General features: G+C 38.3%; 20 protein-coding genes, 3 tRNA genes, 1 rRNA gene, 1 pseudogene and 4 other annotated features. Of the genes and pseudogenes, 6 read left to right on the top strand and 19 right to left on the bottom strand.

Annotated elements, in window-relative coordinates:
• Positions 1–110: 110 nt before the first annotated feature.
• The 11 genes from radC to A5849_RS11985 all read right to left on the bottom strand — a co-directional run bounded on the left by radC (position 111) and on the right by A5849_RS11985 (position 13649).
• Complete coding sequence (gene radC, locus A5849_RS12035) at positions 111–803, bottom strand: DNA repair protein RadC (protein WP_002310217.1); 693 nt, start codon at positions 801–803, stop codon at positions 111–113.
• A 54-nt stretch (positions 804–857) separates the two neighbouring features.
• Positions 858–1511 carry an HAD family phosphatase gene (locus tag A5849_RS12030; protein WP_002310216.1) on the bottom strand — a complete coding sequence of 218 codons (654 nt, stop codon included), beginning with the start codon at positions 1509–1511 and terminating at the stop codon, positions 858–860.
• Positions 1501–2814 (bottom strand): folylpolyglutamate synthase/dihydrofolate synthase family protein, encoded by a 1314-nt coding sequence (locus A5849_RS12025; RefSeq protein WP_002320195.1) that lies wholly within the window; start codon positions 2812–2814, stop codon positions 1501–1503. The genes A5849_RS12030 and A5849_RS12025 overlap by 11 nt, the downstream gene beginning before the upstream one ends.
• 196 nt (positions 2815–3010) lie before the next feature.
• Entirely contained in the window at positions 3011–5656 is a 2646-nt protein-coding gene (locus A5849_RS12020) for a valine--tRNA ligase (RefSeq protein ID WP_086310130.1), read from the bottom strand.
• Between the two features lie 47 nt (positions 5657–5703).
• Positions 5704–5920, bottom strand: a binding site (T-box leader).
• A gap of 128 nt (positions 5921–6048) precedes the next feature.
• Entirely contained in the window at positions 6049–6696 is a 648-nt protein-coding gene (locus A5849_RS12015) for a redox-sensing transcriptional repressor Rex (RefSeq protein WP_002287954.1), read from the bottom strand.
• A 205-nt stretch (positions 6697–6901) separates the two neighbouring features.
• Entirely contained in the window at positions 6902–8113 is a 1212-nt protein-coding gene (gene thiI / locus A5849_RS12010; protein WP_086310129.1) for a tRNA uracil 4-sulfurtransferase ThiI, read from the bottom strand.
• 15 nt (positions 8114–8128) lie between these two features.
• Positions 8129–9271: a cysteine desulfurase family protein gene (locus A5849_RS12005; protein WP_002314246.1), complete on the bottom strand. Its 1143-nt coding sequence runs from the start codon at positions 9269–9271 to the stop codon at positions 8129–8131.
• Between the two features lie 165 nt (positions 9272–9436).
• Complete coding sequence (locus tag A5849_RS12000) at positions 9437–11158, bottom strand: septation ring formation regulator EzrA (protein WP_002310211.1); 1722 nt, start codon at positions 11156–11158, stop codon at positions 9437–9439.
• Positions 11159–11356: 198 nt separating this feature from the next.
• A complete protein-coding gene (locus A5849_RS11995; RefSeq protein WP_002310210.1) occupies positions 11357–11917 on the bottom strand; it encodes a haloacid dehalogenase in 561 nt (186 codons plus the stop codon).
• A 25-nt stretch (positions 11918–11942) separates the two neighbouring features.
• Positions 11943–12782: a Cof-type HAD-IIB family hydrolase gene (locus A5849_RS11990; protein ID WP_086310128.1), complete on the bottom strand. Its 840-nt coding sequence runs from the start codon at positions 12780–12782 to the stop codon at positions 11943–11945.
• Between the two features lie 33 nt (positions 12783–12815).
• The gene (locus A5849_RS11985) at positions 12816–13649 is read right to left on the bottom strand and encodes a DUF72 domain-containing protein (protein WP_002310208.1); all 834 of its coding nucleotides are present in this window, start codon (positions 13647–13649) and stop codon (positions 12816–12818) included.
• A gap of 230 nt (positions 13650–13879) precedes the next feature.
• Here A5849_RS11985 and A5849_RS11980 point away from each other — a divergent pair, with 230 nt between their 5' ends.
• Complete coding sequence (locus A5849_RS11980) at positions 13880–14848, top strand: asparaginase (protein WP_002314249.1); 969 nt, start codon at positions 13880–13882, stop codon at positions 14846–14848.
• A 284-nt stretch (positions 14849–15132) separates the two neighbouring features.
• On the top strand, positions 15133–16350 hold the full coding sequence (locus A5849_RS11975) for an IS110 family transposase (protein WP_086310127.1): 1218 nt from the start codon (positions 15133–15135) through the stop codon (positions 16348–16350).
• Positions 16351–16615: 265 nt separating this feature from the next.
• Here the strand turns inward: A5849_RS11975 and A5849_RS11970 are convergent, their stop codons facing one another.
• From A5849_RS11970 to A5849_RS11960, 3 genes are all read right to left on the bottom strand, one after another.
• Positions 16616–17353: an acyl-ACP thioesterase domain-containing protein gene (locus A5849_RS11970; RefSeq protein ID WP_002310206.1), complete on the bottom strand. Its 738-nt coding sequence runs from the start codon at positions 17351–17353 to the stop codon at positions 16616–16618.
• Between the two features lie 15 nt (positions 17354–17368).
• Entirely contained in the window at positions 17369–18202 is an 834-nt protein-coding gene (locus A5849_RS11965; protein WP_086310126.1) for a fructosamine kinase family protein, read from the bottom strand.
• A 204-nt stretch (positions 18203–18406) separates the two neighbouring features.
• Complete coding sequence (locus tag A5849_RS11960) at positions 18407–19735, bottom strand: aminopeptidase C (protein ID WP_002310204.1); 1329 nt, start codon at positions 19733–19735, stop codon at positions 18407–18409.
• Positions 19736–20030: 295 nt separating this feature from the next.
• Here A5849_RS11960 and A5849_RS14985 point away from each other — a divergent pair, with 295 nt between their 5' ends.
• The gene (locus A5849_RS14985) at positions 20031–20195 is read left to right on the top strand and encodes a hypothetical protein (protein WP_002320198.1); all 165 of its coding nucleotides are present in this window, start codon (positions 20031–20033) and stop codon (positions 20193–20195) included.
• A gap of 137 nt (positions 20196–20332) precedes the next feature.
• On the opposite strand, the gene A5849_RS11955 is transcribed toward A5849_RS14985, so the two are convergent.
• Positions 20333–20406, bottom strand: a tRNA-Asn gene (locus A5849_RS11955).
• A 171-nt stretch (positions 20407–20577) separates the two neighbouring features.
• Between A5849_RS11955 and A5849_RS11950 the strand changes: the two genes are divergently transcribed.
• Positions 20578–20650 (top strand) — tRNA-Thr (locus A5849_RS11950).
• Between the two features lie 267 nt (positions 20651–20917).
• Here A5849_RS11950 and A5849_RS15410 read toward each other — a convergent pair.
• On the bottom strand, positions 20918–21157 hold the full coding sequence (locus A5849_RS15410) for a DUF5626 family protein (protein WP_160298796.1): 240 nt from the start codon (positions 21155–21157) through the stop codon (positions 20918–20920).
• Positions 21158–21449: 292 nt separating this feature from the next.
• Between A5849_RS15410 and A5849_RS11945 the strand changes: the two genes are divergently transcribed.
• Both A5849_RS11945 and A5849_RS11940 read left to right on the top strand, forming a co-directional pair.
• On the top strand, positions 21450–21680 hold the full coding sequence (locus tag A5849_RS11945) for a hypothetical protein (protein WP_002310198.1): 231 nt from the start codon (positions 21450–21452) through the stop codon (positions 21678–21680).
• 325 nt (positions 21681–22005) lie between these two features.
• Positions 22006–22341: pseudogene (locus A5849_RS11940) on the top strand (alpha/beta fold hydrolase); the annotation flags it as partial.
• A 143-nt stretch (positions 22342–22484) separates the two neighbouring features.
• Here A5849_RS11940 and A5849_RS11935 read toward each other — a convergent pair.
• From A5849_RS11935 to rrf, 3 genes are all read right to left on the bottom strand, one after another.
• Positions 22485–22859, bottom strand: coding sequence for an iron-sulfur cluster biosynthesis family protein (locus tag A5849_RS11935; protein ID WP_002310873.1), 375 nt, complete (start codon positions 22857–22859; stop codon positions 22485–22487).
• 126 nt (positions 22860–22985) lie between these two features.
• Positions 22986–23059, bottom strand: a tRNA-Asn gene (locus tag A5849_RS11930).
• 9 nt (positions 23060–23068) lie between these two features.
• Positions 23069–23184 (bottom strand): 5S ribosomal RNA (rrf, locus tag A5849_RS11925).
• Between the two features lie 107 nt (positions 23185–23291).
• Positions 23292–23554: a sequence feature (23S ribosomal RNA rRNA prediction is too short), on the bottom strand.
• Positions 23555–23573: 19 nt separating this feature from the next.
• Positions 23574–23733: a sequence feature (23S ribosomal RNA rRNA prediction is too short), on the bottom strand.
• Positions 23734–23752: 19 nt separating this feature from the next.
• Positions 23753–23921, bottom strand: a sequence feature (23S ribosomal RNA rRNA prediction is too short).
• Positions 23922–23987: the final 66 nt, after the last annotated feature.

Raw genomic sequence — 23987 nt, 5'->3', positions numbered from 1 at the left:
GTAACATTGCTCGTGTACGATAGAGGTGCAACAGATGTTTCAACTTCTATTCCCAAACAAAATTACAATATAATTGTACACTTGCTTCATTTTTTTTGCAAGAAAGCAACTTACTTCTCTTCCATTAATCCTTCTTCTCTCAAACTAAAATATCGTTTACGTCCGATGATCAAATGATCCAGTACAGTGATACCCATCATTTCTCCACACTTTTGTATCCTTTTAGTAAAATTCATATCCTGTTGTGATGGAATAACATTACCAGACGGATGATTATGTGCTAAAACGATTCTTGCCGCGCAATAACGTACAGCATAATGAAATATTTCTCTAGGATGAGCGACTGACTGATTCAGCGAACCGATGAACACTGTCTTTTTTAAGATCACTTGATTCTTCGTGTCCAAATAAATACAAATCAAATGTTCCTGTTTGTAATCTTTCATTTCCAGAATCAATTGTTGTGCCAGTTCATTGCTAGTACGAATGGCCGGAGCTGCTCTTTCTTGGTCCGTCTGAATGCGGCGGCCTAACTCGATCAAGGCTTTGATTTCGATTGCTTTCACACGTCCTATCCCTCGAATCTCTTCTAACTCATGCAAAGTCGCCTGTCGTAAAGAAGCCAATCCACCAAACGTTTTTAACAGATTGCTAGCAATCGACATCACACTATGAGGGTGTTGACCAGTACGCAGTAAAATGGCTAAAAGCTCCTGATCCGATAAAGCTTCAGCTCCATAAATTTCCATACGTTCTCTTGGTAAAGAGCTAGTTGGTACTTCTTTCATCAATCGTTTTTCCAAAAAAACATCTCCTTTCTATCTTTTCTAAAATAAGATACGAAAAGAGATGGATTTTTATTTTATCAATGCAGGGATTTCATGCAAAGAAGAAACGACCCCAGCCGTTTTTTTGATCAATTCTTGGGAAGGCGGAAGCAAATCTGGCACCATGACTACAGGGATCTCAGCCGCAGAAGCTGCTAAAATACCATTTTGTGAATCTTCTAAAATCAATGTTTCTTTCTTAGCTGTACCTAATTTCTGATTGGCTAATAAAAAAATTTCCGGATCTGGTTTTGCTCGTTGGACATTCTCTGCGGAAATAATCGTCTCAAATCGTTCAAACAGATTGTTCTTCTTCAATAAAAGTTCAATGACAGCTCGTTGGTTACTGGAAGCGACAACTTTGGGAATCTGATGTTCTTCTAAAAAAGAGAGGAGTTCCAACACCCCTGGCTTCATTTGTACAGCTCCTTGTGAAAAGCGCTCAAGCGTTTCCTGGTATGAATCATCTATAAATCTTTGTACGCTTGTTTTGCCGAATTCCGCAAAAATCATATGATAATTCGCCCACACTTCTTCATCGGAAACACCTAAGAATTTTAAATACAGGTCTTTATCATATGGAAAACCCATCCTATCTGCTACTACTTGTGAAGCCTCGTAATATACTAACTCTGTGTCAAACAATAAACCATCCATATCAAAAATCACTGCATTATACTTCATGGTCTCCTCCTAATTGTATTAATAAATGACGAACTTCTGAAATGAAATAAAGCGAACCGGTCACAACTAATACATCTTCATTTGTCATCTTTTCCAATATATCTGCTAATCCGAATTGCCACAATGAAACAATTGATACTCTTTCACTTGCTAAATCTGATACTTCACTTAATTCGATGGCTTTTGGATGTTCAAAGGTCGTCAAATAAATATGGACATTTGGTACTTGCTGCAATCGTTCTAGCATTTCTCTAACATTTTTAGTCCGTAAGGCGGAAAACAAAATGTTGATTTGATATCCTTTGAATTCTTTTTTCAAATTCTCAACAAGCCGGTTCATTGCATGCGTATTATGGGCACCATCTAAAACAACTAATGGCTCGTTACTCAAACGCTCCATTCTTCCTGGCCATCGAGATTTCTTCAACCCCTTCAAAACATCTTTTTCTCGGAAAGGCAGCTTTTCCAATTGACAGTAAACAAAATACAATTCGATGGCTACTCCTGCATTTTCAGCTTGATGTTGCCCTAAAAGCGGCGTGGTTAGTTGAGGGATTTTCCCTGCTTCATTAAAGAATTCAAATACTTCTCCCCAAGTCTCATCAGGATGCAGATAGTTTATTTTATAATTTTCCCCGTATACATAAAGCATCGCATTTTTTTCTTTAGCTGTTTGTTTGATGACATTAAAAGCTTCTGGGCCGATGTTTCCTGTGACAACTGGAACGCCTTGTTTGATGATTCCTGCTTTTTGCGCAGCGATTTCTCCAATCGTCTCTCCAAGTATCTCGGTATGATCAAGCCCAATCGTTGTTATTCCAGTTAGCATCGGTACAGCTACATTGGTAGAATCCAATAAGCCACCTAAGCCCACTTCAATAATCGCTACGTCTACTTTCTTCATCAAAAAATAATCAAATGCCATTGCTGTTAATGTCTCAAATTCAGTGATACCAGCTACTGCTTCAAATTGATCAAGTTGTTTGATCAGCGGCTGATATTTTTTTACAAGCTGGATCAAGTCATTGTCTGGGATACTTTTGCCATTGATTGCAATCCGTTCATTGAACGTTTCGATATAAGGTGAAGTAAACGTTCCAACTATCAGACCAGCTTCTTCTAATAGGCTTCTCAAATAGGCTACAGTAGACCCTTTTCCGTTTGTTCCAGCGATATGGATCGTTTTTACTTTCCTCTCCGGATGACCTACCACTTCTAATAAAGCTTCGACTCGGTCAAGACCAGGACGTGAACCAAATGGTAATCGACTATGGATCCATTCTATTGCTTCTTCAATCGTCATCAACAATTCCCCCATTTCTCTTTTATTATAACAAATAGAAGACATAAGAAAAATAAAAGGACGATAGAGAAAAAAATCTGCTCCGGATACATGATAAATCGCTCTTTTTTCTAAGTAATCAGAGTAGACTAAAAAAGAGGATGCGACAATAATCATGTCACATCCCCTTATTCGGAATAAGTGGTATTCCCCGCTTTTATTGAATAGTACGCAAACTTTCGATTCGTTCTTTGACAGCCGTTTGCTTCTCTAAATAATCTTTTTCTTTTGCACGTTCTGCCTCTACTACTTCTTCCGGCGCATTAGAAACAAACCGTTCATTAGAAAGTTTTCCTTGGACACGTTTCACTTCGCTTGTCCATTTTTCCAGTTCTTTTTCTAATCGTTTGATTTCCTCTTCGATATTGATTAATCCTGCTAACGGCAAGAAGATTTCTGCACCTGTCAGAACAGCTGACATCGCTAGATCTGGTGCAGTGATCTCACTTGATATCGTCAACTCTTCTGGGTTGCAGAAGCGTTCGATGTAGCTTGTATTTTCAACTAAAAATTGATCGATTTTAGCATCGTTTGTTTTGATTAATAGCGTAATTGGTTTAGACAATGGTGTATTCACTTCTGAACGAATATTTCGAACGGCTCGAATCAATTCCTTCAATACTTCCATTCCTTTAGAAGCAGTTTCATCGTCAAACTCTGGACGTACCACAGGATATTCTGCTACTACTAGAGAATTTCCTTGATGAGGAATATGTTCCCATATTTCTTCTGTGACAAATGGCATGATTGGATGCAACAAACGCAAAATCTGATCCAAGGTATGGACTAGGATACTACGTGTTGTTTGTTTTGAAACAGCATCATCTCCATAAAGTACTTCTTTGCTCATTTCGATATACCAGTCACAAAAATCATCCCAGATAAAGTTATACAGTTGTCTACCGGCTTCACCAAATTCAAAACGATCAAATAATTCAGTTACACGTGCGACTGTTTCGTTCAAACGAGTAAGAATCCAACGGTCAGCCACTGATTTTTCTCCAGATAAATCGATCTCTTCTACGGTCATTCCTTCGATATTCATGATAACGAAACGTGAAGCATTCCAGATTTTATTGATAAAGTTCCATGAAGCATCCATTTTTTCATAGCTGAAGCGAACATCTTGTCCTGGTGCAGAACCATTCGATAAGAACCAACGAAGAGCATCTGCTCCATACTTTTCGATTACTTCCATCGGATCGATCCCATTACCCAATGATTTACTCATCTTCCGCCCTTGTTCGTCACGAATCAATCCATGAATCAAGACATTCTCAAATGGTCGTTCGCCAGTAAATTCCAAACTTTGGAAGATCATTCGGCTTACCCAGAAGAAAATGATGTCATAACCAGTTACTAAGGTGCTAGTAGGGAAGTACCGCTTATAATCTTCGCTTTCCGTGTCTGGCCAGCCCATCGTTGAAAAAGGCCACAATGCTGAACTAAACCAAGTGTCTAAAACATCCGGATCTTGGACCCAGTTTTCACTATCAGCTGGTGCTTCCATTCCTACATACATTTCGCCTGTTTCTTTGTGATACCATGCAGGGATTTGATGTCCCCACCATAATTGTCGTGAAATTACCCAGTCATGGACATTTTCCATCCAACGTAAAAATGTTTGATTGAATCTTGGAGGGAAGAATTCCACTGCTTGATCTGTTTCTTGGTTATCAATGGCTTTTTTTGCTAACGGCGCCATTTTTACAAACCATTGAGTAGACAATCGAGGTTCGACAACGACACCTGTCCGCTCGGAATGTCCCACACTATGGACCATCGTATCGATTTTGATCAATCGGCCGATTTCTTTTAGATCTTGCACGATTGCTTTACGAGCAGCAAAACGATCCATTCCAGCATACTTTCCTGCTAGTTCATTCATTGTACCATCATCATCCATCACATTCACTCGTGGAAGCTCATGACGATTACCTACCTCAAAGTCGTTTGGATCATGTGCTGGAGTGATTTTTACTACACCTGTCCCAAACTCCATATCTACATATTCATCTGCAATGATTGGGATTTCTTTATTGACTAAAGGTAGAATCACTTTTTTGCCAATCAGCGCTTGATAACGCTCGTCTTCTGGGTGAACAGCAATCGCCGTATCTCCCAACATCGTTTCTGGCCGGGTCGTCGCAATTTCTACTACGCCTGATCCATCTGCCAGTTCATAGCTCATATGGTAAAAGGCGCCTTCAATGTCTTTATGAATAACTTCGATATCAGATAGAGCTGTTCGTGCTTGAGGGTCCCAATTGATGATGTATTCACCGCGATAGATCAACCCTTTTTCATATAAGGTAACAAAAACTTTACGTACTGCTTCAGATAATCCGTCATCTAATGTAAAACGTTCTCTGCTGTAATCTAAAGATAATCCCATTTTAGCCCACTGTTCACGGATATGACTTGCATACTCTTCTTTCCATTCCCACACTTGATCGATGAACTTTTCACGACCTAGATCATAGCGAGAAATTCCTTGCTCTCTAAGCTTTGCTTCTACCTTTGCTTGTGTCGCGATTCCTGCATGGTCCATACCAGGCAACCATAAAGTATCATATCCTTGCATTCTCTTTTGACGAATCAGCATATCTTGCAAGGTCGTATCCCAAGCATGCCCTAAATGAAGTTTTCCGGTAACATTTGGGGGTGGGATCACGATTGAATAAGGTTTTGCTTTTTTATCTCCACTCGGTTTAAACAAATCTTGTTCTAACCAATGCTGATAACGTCCAGCTTCAACTTCTTGCGGGTTATATTTTGTTGATAGATTATTTTCTTCCGTCATGCTGTTTTCCTCCTTTAAACTAAAAAACGTCCTAAAATACTTTCGTATTTTAGGACGTATGATTTACGCGGTACCACCTAAATTGCAATAATCAATCATTATTGCCTCTCAAGTGAGTTAACGATCACGACTCGTCTATCTCTACTCCATTCAAGACAGAAACTCCCAAGCTACCTTCACTGGTTGTCATTGAGAACCTTTCAGCAGATAGTTCTCTCTCTAAGAATGAATGTGCCAGTTACTCCTCTTGTTCAGCGTTATGCTTCATTCTACAATGGTTTTTTTTTTTAGTCAACAAGTGGTCGTGAAAAAACCACTTCATTTAGTATTAAAAAATTTTTGAAAGAATTACGACGGATCCTTGCAAGATCAATAAGCCTACTCAAATTTTCCTAAGAAAAAACTTCTGAGTAATTCTCATCAAAGTAAATAAGCGTCTGTAACTCGGTCGTCAAATCAATGTATTGAACATTGACATAAGCTGGGACAGTTACTCGGTCAGGTGCAAAGTTAAGGATAGCGGTTACATTCCCTTTGACAATTTCATCAATAGCAGATTGTGAATATTTACTTGGTACCGTAGAGATTGCTACTGTCACATTTTTTGCTTTGGCTATCTCTGCGAAACGATCAATCGGATAGATCATTTCTCCATCAATGACTCGATTGATCAGTGCTGGATCATTATCAAAGACGCACACGATATTTAGATTTTCATTTCTTCTAAAATTGTTGTGTTTCAATGCTTTGCCAAGATTTCCGTATCCAACTAATGCGATTCGTTTTTCTTCTTTAGTATTAAGGATATTATTGAATACATCGATAAGGAAAGGGACATCATAGCCATATCCACTTCTGCCTAGCTCGCCTAATTGCGAGAAGTCTCTGCGGATCGTTGCAGAAGGAATTTGGGTGATTTCGCTGAACTCATTTGATTTGATTCTACTTATGCCTGAGTCATCCAACATCTTTAAGTAGCGTAAATATAAAGGTAACCTTTTCGCAGTTGCTTTTGGCAGTGTATCTGTTTTTTCTCGCATAACGACGCTCCTTGTTAATAATTTCACATATTTAGTGTAACATGTTTCTAACCCGGGAGCAAGGTTACAGGTAGGAAGGAAAAGGGTGTGAGACAAATAAAACGACCCAAAAATTAACTATTTGGGTCGCTATTTCATGGGAAATTTTTTTATCATTTATCAGCTAATCTTCGATATTAGTTCAAAACACTAATTTCACAACCACTTATAGCAATTCTGAAAATTCTTCAGTTTTTTCATTAGAAGATTCTGCTTGTATCTCTTCCATCTTCAAGCCAGCTAATGCACGTTGGATCATTTCATCTATTGCTAAACGCTCTTCATATTGATGGACCTTTTCCAGTTGAGGGCGTGTTTTTGGCTGTGGAGGAGCAAAAATCGTACAGCAGTCTTCAAAAGGTTGGATAGAAAGATTAAATGTATCGATCTGTTCCGCTACTTCAATGATTTCAAGTTTATCCATTGTCGCTACAGGCCGAATGATTGGCGTATTCGTTACTTCATTGATAGCCACCATACTTTGCAAGGTTTGTGAAGCCACTTGACCTAATGATTCGCCATTCAAAATAACTAGACCATGACGAATACGGCGAATTTCATCGGTCAACCGCAACATCATTCGACGAGTGATCGTCATCCAATATCCTTGTGGCACTGATTTTTTGATTTCTTCTTGAATCTCGGTAAATGGCACTTCAATAAAATGAATTGTTCCTACATAAGGCGCTAGTTTCGCTGTTAAATCTTTTGCTTTTTGCAGTGCTTGTTCACTTGTATACGGCGGACTAGCAAAATGAACAGCTTCGATTTCCACTCCCCGCTTCATTGCAAAATATCCTGCAACAGGAGAATCAATCCCACCAGAAAGCATGAGCATTCCTTTTCCGCTTGTTCCTACAGGCAACCCGCCAGCTCCTTTGATCGTTTCATACGACAGATAAGCGCCGTCACGACGAATCTCTACACGTAATGGAATATCGGGCTGACGCATTTGAACTTGGATATGAGGGGAAATATCAAAAACAGCATTGCCTAATGTTTGATTCAATTCATTACTTGTCAATTCAAATTGGTGATCGCTTCTTTTAGCGATAATTTTAAATGTTTCTTTCCCTGTATAAATTTCTTTCATGATGTCTTGAACAGCTTGTTTCAAAACTTCAACATCTTTTTCTACCCGAATACTCGGAGAAAAATTTTGGATCCCAAATATTTTTGCTAGTTTTGGAATAACTAGCTGACTGTCTGCACCATTCAACAAAAGATGCATCCGGTCGCGATCAGCATGGATTTTGATTTCTGGAAATTCTTTCAAAGCTTGTCTGACATTTTGTGCTAGTTGCATGATAAAGCTTTTTCGATTCTTTCCTTTTGTCGAAAGCTCTCCATAACGGACCATAATTTCACTGTATTTCACAAGAACACTCCTCTTTTAATTGATTACAGAAAATTTCTTATAAAGCTGCTTGAAAATAATCATAAATTGCTCCACTTCTGCTAATGAATTATTTTCATCTAGGCTGATTCGAATAGCAGATGTAGCCAAATCATTTGGTACATGCATCGCGTGCAATGTACTACTTGCCATATGTTTACGTGAGGAGCAGGCACTAGTAGTAGAAACAAATATTTGTTTTTCCTCTAAAGCATGGACGAGAACTTCACCACGAATTCCTTTTAGAGCAAAACATAAAATGTGCGGCGCATAGTCGGTTCCTTCTGAAAAGATCGTCACTTTATCATACGACTTCAACGCATTGATTAAAGCTTCTTTTAAGCGTTGTGTCTGCTCAGGTTTTTGTTCCTTTATCTCTAATGATAAACGTAAAGCTTTAGCCATAGCCACAATACCTGGAACATTTTCTGTCCCACTTCGTTGATTTCTTTCCTGACCTCCACCTGTCAGTAATGGTGCTAAACGACGACCCTTTTTCCAATAAATGAAACCAGTTCCCCGTGGGCCATGGAATTTATGGGCTGAAAATGTTGCAAAATCCACTCTCCCTGTCAACCATTGCGAGAATGGTACTTTTCCGATTGCCTGAACAGCATCTACATGGAAATGAATTTTAGGGAAATCATCCAAAAGATCACTGATTTCCTGGATGGGCTGAATCGATCCTACTTCATTATTCACAGCCATAACAGAGACCAAAACTGTCTCTTTTCTTATTAATTTTTTCAATTCGTCAACACGTACAAATCCGCGTTTATCTACTGGGGCGATACTTACTTCGATTCCTAATTCTTTTAATTGTTCGGCCGTCTCACTGACTGCCGGATGTTCGATTCCTGAAATGATCATATGATTCCCATACTCTCTTTTTTCAATCATCGTTCCTTTTAATACCCAGTTATCTCCTTCTGTTCCTCCTGAAGTAAAAAAGATTTCTTCTGGCTCTGCATGGATCAAATCAGCGATCTGCTTTCTTGCTTGCTGCAACAACCGATTAGCTTGATTGCCCAAATCATGAAGACTTGATGGATTCCCAATAATCCGCTGACTGGTTTTTACATATGCATCTAAGCTTTGCGGAAAGATTGGGGTCGTTGCACTGTTATCAAAATATATCATAAGAAACCCCTCTTTTTTGAAATTCTTTTCTATTATAACGGTTGTCCAAGGTGCTTTCAAGAGCAGGTGGAATTTTCACTTGTTTCCTCTTTCAGATAGACATAAAAAAAGACAAGAACAAGACGGATGGTTGTCTTGTTCTTGCATGATTGCTGCTTTTTTGCTTTATACTAAGTCTGGATGATTAAAATAAAAATCTTCGATGCGTTTGAAAGCACCTGGTTCTACTCGCTCTAATGCTGTACCAATTTCGTCTAATGCTTCTTGATAATGATATTCTTTATTGAATAAATAGTAACTTTTATCAATCGCTTCTCGAACTTCTTCGTGTGTATGACGATAACGGTTTGCATATTGGAGCATTTGCTCCGTTAGTGCTGCTGCATCTACTAGATCATGTGTCTTCTTATCTAATAATTCTAGATCTTCTTCGCATAGAGCAACTAAACGATTGACTTCCTCCATGTTTACTCGAATTTTATTCAAGACAACACTTAGTTCTTCAATACGATCAGTAGCAACAAAAAAGAATTCTAGGTAATCATTCGGCAAGCCAGGCAAACGTTGTTTCTCTACAAAACGTTTCAAACTACGCAATTTAAATTCGAATGTATCGATCTTTTCTTGCGCTTCTTTTTCGCCTTTTCTCAATTCATGTAATGAGTCGTCGATCTCTACTTGTTGCGTTTCGATATCTTCTAAGACCTTGAAGACTGTTTTATAGAACGTACGCACTTCTGAATAAGGGATTTCGTGTTGGCGAATCTGTGGAATCATCTGTTCATTTTGACGTTCCATTTCTTCCACTTCAGTTTGGAAACCTCGTACACGACCAATTTCATTGTGATTCAATGTATAGCTTTGAGCGGTGTGATCCAACTCAATCAATAATTGACGGTTATTCTTCGTTGTATGTTTGATATACTCTGCAATCGTTGATTGGTTAGTTTTTACATATCTCTGAGCTTCCATTTCTCGTTCTAAGATGTCATATAGCGAATCAATCAAATCAGCTGTTTCTCGGTTTTCGAATTCGACCGTTTCAACTTCTGTTTTTTCAAGATTGGCTAATGAATTTTCAATTCTTCGACTTACTTTTGCGATATCTTCAGCAAGATCTTCTTCAGGGAATACATATTGTTCTTCCATTAATTTCTCATAAGTATCACTGATTTCTTCAAGTTGTTCAGGGAAAGTCGTATGGAGATCTTCATACAGTGGTGGAATTTTTTTCATCAGAGCTTCCACTTCATACGTATGTTTTTCTGCTTTATCTAAAACCTCGCGGGCCTCTACAGGATCGCCGGAAGTATTTAAAGTCACGAATTGCGTAAATTCTTTTTCGATCATCTTGATCTGTTTTTGCAATTCAAAAAGAGCTGGTCCATATTCATGCTCGTCTTCTCTGACTTTTTCTTTCAGTTCTTCATAGACATCAAGCGCCTGCTGGACAGCTAATGAGTTGCGTTCTTCCGTTTCTCGCAATTCCTTCAGACCTTCACGGATTTCCGTTACTTGTTTCTCCATTTGGTCCATTGTTGCTTCTGCTTCAACAACTGCTTTTTTTCCTTTTAAGAACCGAAAACTTTCATTGAGGTTTTCCACTTCAAAAATTTGACTTTCTAATTCAGCGAATGAGGAAGTAGATATGTCATTCCACTTTTGACTCCATTCACGAAAGGTATTTTGGCTTTGCCCAACCAGATGCATTTTTTTAACATCATCGACTTCTTCAATCACTGGCAAGTCAAATAATTCTTCCTTGCGTTTTTCTAAGGCATCCAATCGATCTTGGTTTTTTTTCTTCATCAAGTAACTAACCAAAAAGACGACAATGGCGACTATAATGATTGCAATGACGATTCCGATGATAACATTATTTCCCATTTATGGTTCCTCCGTTTTCAGTATGCATCTTTTTATGCAACAGATGGCGTTCTGCTTGGCATAAATCCAAATAATACGTCTCTCGTGCAAAAGACATCTATTCTAGATTATAGCATACTATTTTCATGCATTCACTAACTTAAACGAAAATCTTTTGTTTTTCATCGTATAAAGATAACAAAAATAGTGACGTACTGATCACTCTGTTTCGTTTGTGCATGCACTCCTATCAGCAGAGCTTTTCCTAGCAAGAGCTTCTTGAATCTGTCGTTGGATTTCTGCCGCGATTTTAGGCTCTGGCGCGTACTCCATCTGCCAGTTCTCAGGTTTCAATACTTTATTTGTTACAGGATCATAATGAGGTTTTCCATCTGGAAACAATTTTCCCATATTTGCCTGATGGACGATATCAAATATTCGATCAGGCGCTATTCCCAATAATGAAAAAGAACCGTAAGTAAAGTAAAGGATATCTGTCAGTGCATCTACTTGTTCAATCAGTGGGTCACTTCCCCACTCTGTTTTATCAAGTATTTTTTCTTCTGCTTTATCTAATGCTTCGTGTAGCAGAGTAACAGCTTCATGTAGTTGTTCTTTACTTGGTGAGGTAGCTGCAACAAATTCAACAAGTTCTTCTATTTTGAATGCAGCACGTGTATGAGCCTCCATCGCAGTAAAAGCTGTGGGGATTTCTGGTCTTCTTGGATCAAAAATTTTGTGAAATGCTTCTACTTTTTGAAAAGGTGTCTCTGATTCCATACTAATGTTTTCCTTCTTTCATTGTCTAATAAATCAGACCAAAGTGCTTCAGTCCTTCGTATATGCCATCTTCTTCATTTGATTGGGTCACAAAATCTGCGGCATGTTTTACTTCAATCTGAGCATTTCCCATAGCCACTCCAATTCCTACACCTTTCAGCATCTCGATATCATTGTAATGGTCGCCGAATGCCATGATTTCTTCCATCTCAATTCCGACAGCATTTGCGAAAGCTTGGATGCCTAGCAATTTTGAACCACCTTTTGGGATGATATCTACAGTATACGTATTTGAACGTTGGAAGGTACACTCGGGAAATAGATGTTCTAACTTTTTCTGTTCTGACTCCGGACTAAGCAGTATACATTGGTAAATTGGTTCTTTTAATATCTCTAATGTTTCATAACGGTCCTTTTGCCGATGAGGGCTAAAAAGCTGGAGGACTTTTTTCATCAGACGTACCGGGAATTTACGCGGTAAAAAGCTGACTAGCCGCTTGATAAAAATCGATTGTCCTAATAGCATCGTTGTTGATCCATCTAGCCGATTTCTCGCACCAAAAACGATTTGTCGATGGTTCTCATCTGCAAATTCAACAATATGTTCCAATACTTTTTGTTCAAAAGGGTGGTCGATAATCGTTCGATCTGCAGTAAAAACCAGTTGACCATTATACACGACATACATATCTAATTCCAATTCATCAATGATTTCTTTGATCTTTATTGGGCTGCGCCCCGTTGCTACACCGCATAAAATGCCGTTTTTCCGAGCATAGTTAATTGCTTGTTTTGTTGATTCCAATGCTTTTGAACGATTGGTGACCAATGTTCCGTCAATATCAAAAAAAATAGCTTTGATCATAGACTTCGCCCCTTTCATGAATAAAATAAGCCTTTAAAACAGATCCATTTGAGTTGGATTAAGTCCATCCGGCTGGATATTTAATATTTTTTGCAGTGCTAATGCATTTTCAGCCGCATCCCCGCCAGAATTGTTATTAAAAATCACACCTATCTCTTTTGTCTTAGAATCAACTGCTTTGACTTCACATGCTAGTTCTTGTAGTTCTTTTTCTGAATAACGATACAATGTTCTTTTTTTGCGCCAATCTTTATCATTTGCTTGCCATCCCTGAGCATTCCTGCCATGAAATCGAAAAAGAGCAAAGTTCGGATTGGTTACAAACGGATCAAAAGGGATCGTTGTATTCAGCAGCTGCGGCTCATCAATGATGGCTAAAGAAAAAGCGGCTCGAGACATAAAGTTTCTCGTACGTTCAAGAAATTCATCGCTATACCAAGAATAGTCCCGCAATTCTACAGCAACAGGATAACCCTCAAACCACTTTCTAAGTTTGCGCAAGTATTGGACATTTTCTTTTGTACACTTGAATGAAGAGGGGAATTGAATTAAAAAGCAAAAAAGCTTTCCAGCTTCTACCATTGGCGACATGACATCTAAAAAATGCGTAATCATCTCTTCTTCTGTCTGATAATAAGGCTTCCAATCTCCTTGACCGCTGATCCCTTGATAGACTTTGACTACAAAGCGAAAAGATTCAGGTACTTCGTTTATCCAATTCTCAACAGAGGACTTTCGAGGAATCCCATAATAAGCAGTATCTAATTCCACTAAGGGTAGAAATCCGGCATATTCATACAGAGTGTTATTCTTTTTGCCAGTTAATTTGTCATGTTCTTTAAACGATGTTAATCCGATTCTGATCATTTTCGACCACCTTCGTAATTGTTTTCTCTTGACTACTTTTTTGTAAAAGAAACTCAACCAAATACTCCGTGCATTAAGAGGTCAAGGTCGAGTCTTCTTCGTTTAAGTAAGAGTAGCTTTTTTATAATAAGTCTGGCTATTGTTATTCTTCACTGATAGCAAAACTCTTTTATATAGTATACAATAAGATTTAACGGCTATGCAAAATTATTCGTAAGGAAGTCTGTAAAATGAAAAAAATACTTGTACTGCACACCGGCGGAACGATCGCCATGAAAGAAAACATGCTCACTGGCGGTGTTAGTCCTGATGTGGCAAACCCGTTATTAGATGCAGAAATCACGATACCTGAGCATGTGGAACTCTTAGTTGAAGATATCTTCAATCTTCCCTCACCACACATCATGCCTTCTCACATGTTGGTATTAAAAGAACGTATCTTGTCCGCTTATGAATCAGGTATATTCGGAGTGGTGATTACACACGGTACGGATACATTAGAAGAAACTGCCTTTTTTCTTGATACAACGATTGGTGACAAATTACCAATTGTTTTGACTGGGGCAATGCGTTCAAGTAACGAACTTGGAAGTGACGGCCTCTATAATTTTGAAAGTGCTATTCGCGTCGCAAGCTGTGAAGAAGCGGTAGATAAGGGTGTATTAGTGGTCATGAACGATGAGATTCATTCTGCACGCTACGTGACAAAGACCCACACCACAAATGTTGCTACTTTCCGAACGCCTACATTGGGACCAATCGGTTTAGTAACTAAGAATCGAATCTTATTCTTACAAGAACTTTTAGAAACAAAGCGGCTGGATATTTCCGCTGTAAATGGGACTATCCCAATTGTTAAAGCATATGCTGGGATGCAAGGAGACTTATTGGAAGCAATCGCCCATACGAAAGTAGACGGTCTAGTCATTGAAGCTTTAGGTGCCGGAAATCTCCCTCCTCAAGCCTTAGCAGCTTTAGAAAAGCTTCTTGTCCAAAAAATTCCTGTAGTACTTGTTTCTCGTTGTTTCAATGGAATCGCAGAGCCTGTTTATGATTATGAAGGCGGAGGAAAAGAACTAGAAGAAATGGGGATTATTTTCTGCAACAGCATCAATAGTCAAAAAGCACGTTTAAAACTATTGATTGCCGTAAACTATGGTTTGACGGGCGAAGAATTGATTTCGTTTATCCAAAACTAACCATCAATATCTGATAGCTAAACTTAAAAAACATACTAAGATTAGAGGGGAACATCATTGACGAATGATGTTCTCCTCTATTTTCTATTTTTAGATTATAGTGAAGAGTGAAAGAAAGTTCGAACAAAGCCTTGAGGACTACGAGTCCCTATCAAAAACCGAACTTCTTTACTGTCATTTTAGAATCAGGTTTACGTATGTTGGGGCCATGAGCCCGTGTATAGGAAATTGGAATCGAAATGAAGCAGTAAAGTTCTTTCAAAACTTAAAAAGGAGGAAAACAAATGCCTTACATTCTTGCATTAGATGTTTCAATGGGACACAGCTACAGTGTCCTATACAAAGACGACACCTGCTTATTTGAAGACGAGATCGAACACACTCAAAGAGGATTTCATGCATTACTCGAAGAGATCCAGCACTTGCCTGAACGTCCATTGATTGTTTTTGAAGCAACGGGGATTTATTCCAGACCAGTCGAAAAGTTCTTTCAAGATCATCACTTTTCTTACTGTTTGTTAAACCCGTTAGAAGCGAAAAAACAGATGGAAGAAAACACCTTACGCAGTTGGAAAACAGATAAATCGGATGCCCATCGGCTCGCACAGACTCATCTTAAAAATCAACGTCAGCCAAAAGAAGTACAAAGCAATTTTTACTTAGAGATGCGCGATTTAGCCCGTTTTTATCAAGAAATTGAGAAGAAAATCACTCGTCTGCGCATGGATTTACACAACTGCCTTCAGTTGACTTTTCCAGAGCTTGAACAGTTCTTTTCAAACAGGATGACCCCTTACGCATTGACATTGATCCGTCTTTTTCCCCATCCAGATTTTGTATTGGCATCTACTCGGACAAAAATAAAAAATAAACTGATCAACGAAACACGGAAAAAAATCTCCGCGAATCGTGCCGAGCAAAAGGCAGATCAAATCATCCACTATGCACAGTGTGCCTATCCAGCTGTTGAAAAAGACAGTATCCACTGTCAAAAAACAATCTATTACGCCGAACTTCTCCAAGATTTACTCGAACAAAAAGAAGCACTGGCGACACAAATGATCAAAAAAGCCGAAGGCTCTCCTTGCTTTTTGTTGTACCAAACGTTCCCTGGGATTGGCGCACTCACAGCCGCTTTATTGCTCGGTGAATTAGGAGATATCACACGATTTAAAACCCATAAACAATTGAATGCTTTTGTCGGAATCGACATCCGACGGTATCAATCAGGTAAGCATACTGGCCAAGACCGCATCAATAAGCGTGGTAATCCCAAAGCACGGAAAATTATTTTCTTCACCATTCGAAATATGATTCGCCAGCAACGCGCAGCTCCTAATCATATTGTCGATTATTACTACAAATTAAAAAAGCAACCTATCCCTAAGAAAGAGAAGGTTGCCACAGTTGCTTGTATGAACAAGCTTCTGAAATGTATGCACGCTATGGTTAGGGCACATACAGAGTACGACTATGCGTACGCGGTCTCAGTGGACCATTAATTAAACCACTTACAGTATACCACTTCTTTGCCCAGATCGAAAATTTTTTTACGAACGGGGCTTTATTTGGTGTGCCTTGATTTTGTCGCTTTCGTTTACGAGCTATTTTTCTTGCACCTTTTACTTGACTAATCGTAGGAAGAGAGGCTGTGACAAAAGTAGCTTCTTCGAAAACTAAGCCGAAATTTCACAAAAATTTGAGAAACAATTTCCGTAAATTTCTTCTTATTTCTTGAAGCTGACCACTTCTGTCACAACCTCTTTTTTATTTATTTTTCCATAGAATATTGGCTTCACAATACAGCTGTTCTTGCATTCGGATTTCATGTTTTGTTTTGATACCATTTTCGGTTGGGACTTGTTCAAAATGGCTTTCGATCTCATTCCCGTACTCTACTTCTTTATCAAATCGAATAATTACTTTTTCTGGAACATGCGTAGTCAAAAAGTCATATCCCAATACATCAATGATCCAATTAAAATACATCGCATTATTAACATGCTGATTACTATCGATATCATAAAAACGAACACGATATGGCAACATGAAGCCCGAATCAATCTTTTCAATTTTTTCCTGACGCTTGATTTTTTTGATCTTCTCACTCTCAAAAGGAGCAATGATTTCTTCATTAACACTGCTCATTTTTCGATTCACAAAATCCATCAATACAAAAACAGATTCTATTTTGACTAATTCTTCCCCATCTTCATCATGGATCCAGAAGTTCCGATAACAGAAAAACTTATTGTACTCCATGGCTTGAGTCGTTACTGAAATTACTTCACCGACTCTAGGCAGACGATTAATCTCCATAGAATAATTCGTGATGACCCAAGTCAGTCCAAAGCTATTGACGAATTCACTGCCTCTTCCCAACTGGTCGCTTTGATCTTCAGATGTTTTGATAACTACTCCTAACATCGAAGGAAATGTCATCGTTTGATTGATGTCACACTCATAATATGAAACTTCATGCTTTTTGGTATATTTCTTTGCCAAAAACACGCCCTCCTCTTAAAAACTTTCTAGTAATTGATCTACTTGGGAACCGTAACTTTCTCCAAACATATTCAAATGTGCCAAAAGATAATATAACTGGTAAATCGGTAGTCGATCTTCCCATCCCTCTTCTAATGGAAATATAGTTTGATAGGCATCTAAAAATTCCGGTCGGAAACCGCCGAATAACTGACTCATTGCAATGTCTTGTTCCCGATTCCCATAAGTAACAGCCGGATCGACAAAAATTGGATGTCCTTGCTGGTCAAAGAACACATTACCACTCCACAGGTCTCCATGCAAGAGGCGTGGAGTGATCTTTTTGGGTTCAACCGATTTCAATACTCGTTCTTTAAATTGCAGATACTTTTCTTGCCGCTGTACATTCCAACGATTCGTTTCTTCCGCTAAAGAAATCTGGGCTTCAAGCCGATTTTTAAAGAAAAAAATCCACCAATCTTCTTCAAAAGAATTTTTCTGAATAAGTGTACCTAGATAGTTATCTTTTCGAAAACCAAATTGTGGCGCTGTTTGCTGATGGAGTTTAGCTAAAGCTACAGCAAGATCTCGTTGATCTCCTTTTCCCGGCTCGATCCATTCCATTAACAAATAAGCGCCTTCACTTGTTTCACCCAGCATGTAGGTATCTGGTACACGTACGAATGTAGCTAGCTCTTTTAACCCATCTACTTCTGCTTCAAAAAAATCTTTTTTTACATTCGGATGGATTTTCAAAAAATAAGCACGTTGATCTGTTTTTATACGATAAGTTTGATTCACATCGCCGCCAACAACTGGAATCACTTTCCCATTTAGTTTCAGATCAGATAAAACAGTTTGGATATCCATGACTTTTCCCCCTACTCCCAATTTTATTCTATTTTGTCATCCTACTTGTTTCATGATAAAAGGATTATTTCCAATCCTTATCCCTTTATTTAGAATTATAGCACAGGGATCATAAAAATCAGGAGATGGACTTTATAGATAAAAAAGAGCTGACTTAAGCCAGCTCTTTTTTATCTATAGCATACTCTTTATTGAACTATTTACCTATGCTAAAGCACCCATTGGATCCCATGGAGCTAGCATAATTGGTTCTTCATTGAACGCATTTAGTTGCTCTTTCGTCAACAAATCTTTTCTGACAACGATTTGGTACGTATATTCGTCCATCCAAGCATCACTCATAACGAAGAAACCGTTCTTTCCAACTTTTTCGCCCCAGCTGTTTTCGACTTTCCATTTTGTTGATTGTCCGTCCACTAAATCAACGCCAGTCAATACCATCGCATGGGTCATCAAACTTTCACCAAAATCCAAACGTTCAGCTTTAGTCATTGTGAAATCCGTATCGAATAGATCATCCATCGAATAAGCATCTAAGGCCATGATGCCACTGGTTCTAGTAGAAGATTGTCCTACATCACAACCAAACCATACAGATTCTCCTTGTTCAAGCTGAGCAATCGCTAATTTTTTGAAAGTTTCCATATCAACATTCAGGTATTTAACTTCTTTCCCGTCAACGACATTCCCTAGCATCTCTACTGTATAAGAACGATTGAATGGTTTGTCTTTTGTTGGTGCATTGATCACACTAATATAATCATCTAATTTTACACCGATGTATTTATCATAAAAAATTTGTGGCGTCAGTCCTCGGTCAAGATGATAGTTTTGTTCTTCATCGCGGTACTCAAAATCGAATTCTTTTGGAGGTGTTCCTAATGAGATGGCTAAGAAGTTATAAATACTTTCTAGCATTTCTTCTTTTTTTTCTTCAATAGCGTCTAATGTTTCTCCTTGAGCAACCATTTCGCGTAACACAACTGCATCTTTACGCAGTAGTTTGTTCAAGTAGTTATTCAAATCTCGAGAATTTGAACTATTCGCACTTTCCGGCATTACCGATTTAGGCACAACACCGTATTTTTGGAATAATGAAACGATCATATCCCATTGACCGCCATCTTGTTGAGGAGTAGTTAGCAAGAAAGCCACTTTTCGGCTATCAATAGCCTCTTTTCCAGTTGCAATAATGTTTTCATAGAAGTAATTTGCCTTTTCATATTTATCCCAGAAAAAAGTGTAATTTTGTGATAATTCAAACTCTTTTAAATGGAATTGATTCAGCATTTTATGACGGAACGTATTCAATGCAGCAAACATCCAACAACGACCCGATTGCATCTGATTAGCCACTTTGCCTGTAGCTAAATCAATAGAAAATACTGGTGTATTCGCCACATGTGCTGAAATATTTTCAGCAGAAGCAGTAATCCCGTTCTTCACGACAGCCCGCTGCAACGCCTGCTGTTTGTTATTTGCTTGAAACTGTTTGTCAAATTTTGTTGTCATATCCGGTGTAATAGCTTTCATCCAATCATCCTTCCAAATCCAAGTTACACTTCGTATTTTACTCTTAAGAATTTAGAAATACAATCTCTTCTATGATGAAATTTTCATTTGAATGAGAATATACTTACAACTTCATGAAGAAAAATGTCATACGGTATACAATAATTTTCAAATAAAAAAGAATATTCCTATGAGATAACGAAAATGGACTGTATAATAAAGAAAAGGTCTAGAAGAACATCATACAATAAGATAGCTTTCAAAATACTCATTGAAAGAAGGAAATACTATAACGTAAGAAAGGAGAATGAATAAAATGAAAAACCTGATTGCTGGCGGCTTTTTGTTTGTGGGTGGTGGCATACTTATGAATACAGATAACTTTGGGAATGTCATTCCTTTTCTTGGTGCAGTTTGTGCTTTGATTGGTGTAGGAATGCTGATTTATTTTGTATTTAGCGATGATGGGAAGTATGGTTGATTATGAGTAGCCAACTCTACTCTTTCGTAAAGATTACAACATACGTGACAAAAACAGAAAGATTGATTCATCATAATAATAAAAGAAAAAGAAACCCAAGTGATTGGATTTCTTTTTCTTTGCATAAGCTTTATTTACTCCGGCAGTAGGACTCGAACCTACGACATCATGATTAACAGTCATGCGCTACTACCAACTGAGCTATGCCGGAATCAAGTACATGAATATAATATCAATTTCTTTCAAATAACGCAATACTTTTTTTAAATTTTTTTACTATATTCTCGAAGAAACCATTAGTACAAAAACACATTTTTTTGATAAAAAATATATTGACAAATACATTAATATTCGTTATCCTATTATTTGTATTAATGATAATGCCGCTTTAGCTCAGCTGGTAGAGCGCTTCCATGGTAAGGAAGAGGTCGCCGGTTCAAGCCCGGCAAGTGGCTTCCTTAAACAGTGCAACATGTTGGTTTAACCATGTGTCTGCGCTGTTTTTTATTTTATGCCACGAAAATCCCACAAAACTGTTTTTATTTTAAACAAAAAAAGAATTTTTCAGTTAGTCTGCGAATAAAAAAATTCATCCAATCGATTGCTCGACTCTTATTGTCGCGTAATATTTAACGGCTCTGCAACATCTTCTTGAAAAACCCCTCTCTTCTTTCTATGAATACTTTAATTTCACTGCTAATTCCATAATCATTACCTCTTGTTTAGTTTACAACTAGTTGACCATTAGAAATCATCCGTTTATTATTATGGGTTAAAGTTCTAGAAATAATATTCCCTCTAGGTACTGAAATACTTAAATCCGAGGTAGATATAATATGCTGTCTGCCATTTACACGAACGTCATAGGAAACGGGCCAATTTCCAGAAGAAGCTTTAGAGAAACGATAAGTTCTAGCACCAACTCTACCCAGACGCTCAATTTCTTCAACTATTAAATGTATTTCCTCTCCTCCTCATTAATATAGGTCAGCTCCTTCATGTCCATACTATCTGATAATACGAGCTCAAGTACAGTTGAGCTTATTTTTTCCTGAGCTTTTACTTCTTCTTTGGATCGAATTCCTTCTAAATATTTTTGTTAATAAAAGTCATGTACTCCCAAAATCAACTGCTAGTTACCTTAACGAAGCCAATGATTTACATTGATGTAACCTGGTGAGTTCTTATCAAGAAAGGCATGTTCTGAGATAATTACGTTAGTAACAATATAAATTTTTTATAGGAGGGAACATAATGATTAAAAAATTAGTTCTATGTACAATTGTATTGGGAAGCTTTGGGTTAAGTATCACGGCAAATGCGACTACTGAATATGGTGGTACTGATCAAGCAACTCTGAGATTGATCGAAAAAGCTGAAAGATTAAGTCAAAGTTCGGATGAAGATATCTTGATAGTTGGCAATTATGAAGTGTCATTAGGAGGAATACGTCCTTGTTGCCTTATTAGGAAACAAGCAAATTGAACTAAATGGTCTTTCTAACTTCCCTATTCGGTTATCGAAAGATTCTAAAACCAATAAAATTACTCCACAAAATGGAAAGATTTCTTTCAAAGCGCCAAGTGATCCGGGAAGTTATGAGTTTGTTGTGTATCAATTTGGTTTGGAAAAGGAAATGTTAGGTCTTCCGATGGTTGATAATTCTTTCAGGATGACCATCGTAGTAGAGTGAAAGTCCATTTATTCTCCAAATTAATGGAATCACATTAAAGTAAGTGTCCCTGTTGACAACCGATAGCGGAGCTACTTGCTTTATGGATGTTTCAGTGCCCCCGAGTACTCTATTGATTTAACTGATCCACAATTTGAATTTCCTGATCGCTTATTGCTTATTTTCCAGAATGTTTATTTTTACTGCGTACCTTTTAAAATGTTTAAAAAATTAGGTTTGTCTAAAAAGCAAAGCCTTACCCTACTTCGTTTACTTAAAACATTAGATTGCAAAAAACAGCTTCATACATCACGACTTCCTAAATTGATTTTATGCGGTACAAAAGATTATGCAAATAAGCCTGGAGCAAAACGGTTATATAAAGTTTCAACTAATAGCCGTCTCCTGTTTATCGAAAACGGAAAACATGAATTGAATAGAGAAAAGCCAGAAATAATAGCACAAGCTATGTGATCATTTATCGAAAATAGCTAATCAATAAAAAAGACGACAAAATGTGTCGTCTTTTTTATTGACCAAGTTAAGAATGTTGTCATGTTTTTCAATGTAGCTCGATTGAGACTAGTTTTATGGATCATGGATAAATGAAGAGAAAATTATTGTTTCATGCCAGAGAATTTTTCTGGTCGTAAATCGACTAATTGTACATGGCTGTCTAAAGAACCACTTGGACTTTCAAGAGTAAATACACCTAGACGTGGATCTAAAGAAAGGGTCATGTGTTCATCCATGTACATTTTTGAATAATCTTTGATATAAACTTCCCCAATATCACTATCTAATTGTAGTTTATAATCATTTTTTCCTTGTTCTTTATCAAGAAGAAGTAAACGGAAACTAGTATCTAAAGAGCACACACCCATTTTAGAATATTCGCCCACGCCATCATCTAAATCTAAAATAACTGTCGCGCCTTCATCAATATATTTTTGTAATCTTTCTTGTGCTTGATCTGTAATTTTAAGATACATATTCAAACGCCCTCTTTCTTTTATTTACAAAAGCATGCTAGCATATATTAATAAAATTATCTAAAGTCCTGCTCAAAACAAAAAGATGTAAGAAATATCTTTTGATATTTCTTACATCTACTTTTACTCCGGCAGTAGGACTCGAACCTACGACATCATGATTAACAGTCATGCGCTACTACCAACTGAGCTATGCCGGAATAACATCAGCGTGGCGACGTCCTACTCTCACAAGGGGCAACCCCTCACTACAATCGGCGCTAAGAAGCTTAACTTCTGTGTTCGGCATGGTTACAGGTGTATCCTTCTCGCTATCGCCACCACACTGTGGTGTTATCTTTTATTGAGTAAATTTTGTTCACTCAAAACTGGATTTGAAGTCATATAAGTTTTTTGCCGAGTTCTTTTCTTTTTAACCTATTGGTTAAGTCCTCGATCGATTAGTATCAGTCCGCTCCATACATCACTGTACTTCCACTCCTGACCTATCTACCTGATCATCTCTCAGGGATCTTACTTTCTTAAAGAAATGGGAAATCTCATCTTGAGGTAGGCTTCACACTTAGATGCTTTCAGCGTTTATCCCTTCCCTACATAGCTACCCAGCAATGCCCTTGGCAGAACAACTGGTACACCAGCGGTAAGTCCATCCCGGTCCTCTCGTACTAAGGACAGCTCCTCTCAAATTTCCAACGCCCGCGACGGATAGGGACCGAACTGTCTCACGACGTTCTGAACCCAGCTCGCGTGCCGCTTTAATGGGCGAACAGCCCAACCCTTGGGACCGACTACAGCCCCAGGATGCGACGAGCCGACATCGAGGTGCCAAACCTCCCCGTCGATGTGGACTCTTGGGGGAGATAAGCCTGTTATCCCCAGGGTAGCTTTTATCCGTTGAGCGATGGCCCTTCCATGCGGAACCACCGGATCACTAAGCCCGACTTTCGTCCCTGCTCGACTTGTTGGTCTCGCAGTCAAGCTCCCTTCTGCCTTTACACTCTTCGAATGATTTCCAACCATTCTGAGGGAACCTTTGGGCGCCTCCGTTACCTTTTAGGAGGCGACCGCCCCAGTCAAACTGCCCATCTGACACTGTCTCCCACCACGATTAGTGGTGCGGGTTAGAGT

The sequence above is a fragment of the Enterococcus sp. 10F3_DIV0382 genome, from assembly GCF_002140245.1.
Taxonomy (GTDB): Bacteria; Bacillota; Bacilli; order Lactobacillales; family Enterococcaceae; genus Enterococcus_B; species Enterococcus_B lactis.
Note: the sequence above shows the minus strand (reverse complement) of the source record. Positions and strands in the feature narration are given on the sequence as shown.